Source organism: Bacillus hominis (assembly GCF_018332515.1).
Lineage (GTDB): Bacteria > Bacillota > Bacilli > Bacillales > Bacillaceae_G > Bacillus_A > Bacillus_A hominis.
In genome coordinates this window covers 1-589 of record NZ_BOQD01000536.1, presented here as the reverse complement: position 1 = coordinate 589, position 589 = coordinate 1, and the positions used below count along the sequence as shown (strand labels likewise).

The window sequence follows — 589 nt, the reverse complement described above, 5'->3', positions numbered from 1 at the left end:
ATCTTCTTCAAATTGCTCTAATTCCGCAAAACCTTTCGCTTCATAAAAGCGTTTTCCTTTTTCATTTGCTGCTTCTACATGTATGTACAGTTTCCGGATCCCTTTTAATGCCTTAATCCCGCTTTGTAATAAAGCACTTCCTATCCCTTTTCCTTGCTGATCTGGCAACAAATAAATTGCACCTAATTCTGCTTCATTTTGCAGTCTAACAGGTGAAAAATTCGCAAACCCAATTACTTCTCCCTCTTCTTCTGCAACGAATAAATGTGTATTTTTAAGACGATATTTCATCTTTTCATCAGAATATGCTTCATCTAAAAAACTATCTTGAATCTCTCTCGGTATAATTCCTTCATATGTATCATGCCAAGCTATTTTTGCTACGTTTTGTACAGCATGAATATCTTCTTGCTTCATTTCTCTAATTACATATGTCATCTCGCTGTCTCCATTCTCTTTAAATTATATTCTGCTAATATACTAGAAGAAATGGCAGAACCATTTTCATAGTTTACCTTAATTAATTTTAACTTCTCAATCGAAGCTATTGTAACATCAAATTTTTCATATATATAATCCATTACACTTA

The 589-nt window shown here is 32.8% G+C and carries 1 protein-coding gene and 1 pseudogene; both read right to left on the bottom strand.

The genetic code is table 11. The features are described 5' to 3' along the window. Positions 1-438, bottom strand: a 438-nt coding sequence (locus KI356_RS27190) for a GNAT family N-acetyltransferase (protein ID WP_212937001.1), incomplete at its 3' end; no start/stop codon positions are given. After that, positions 435-589, bottom strand: a pseudogene (locus KI356_RS27185) (2'-5' RNA ligase family protein); the annotation flags it as partial. The pseudogene KI356_RS27185 and the gene KI356_RS27190, both read right to left, overlap by 4 nt.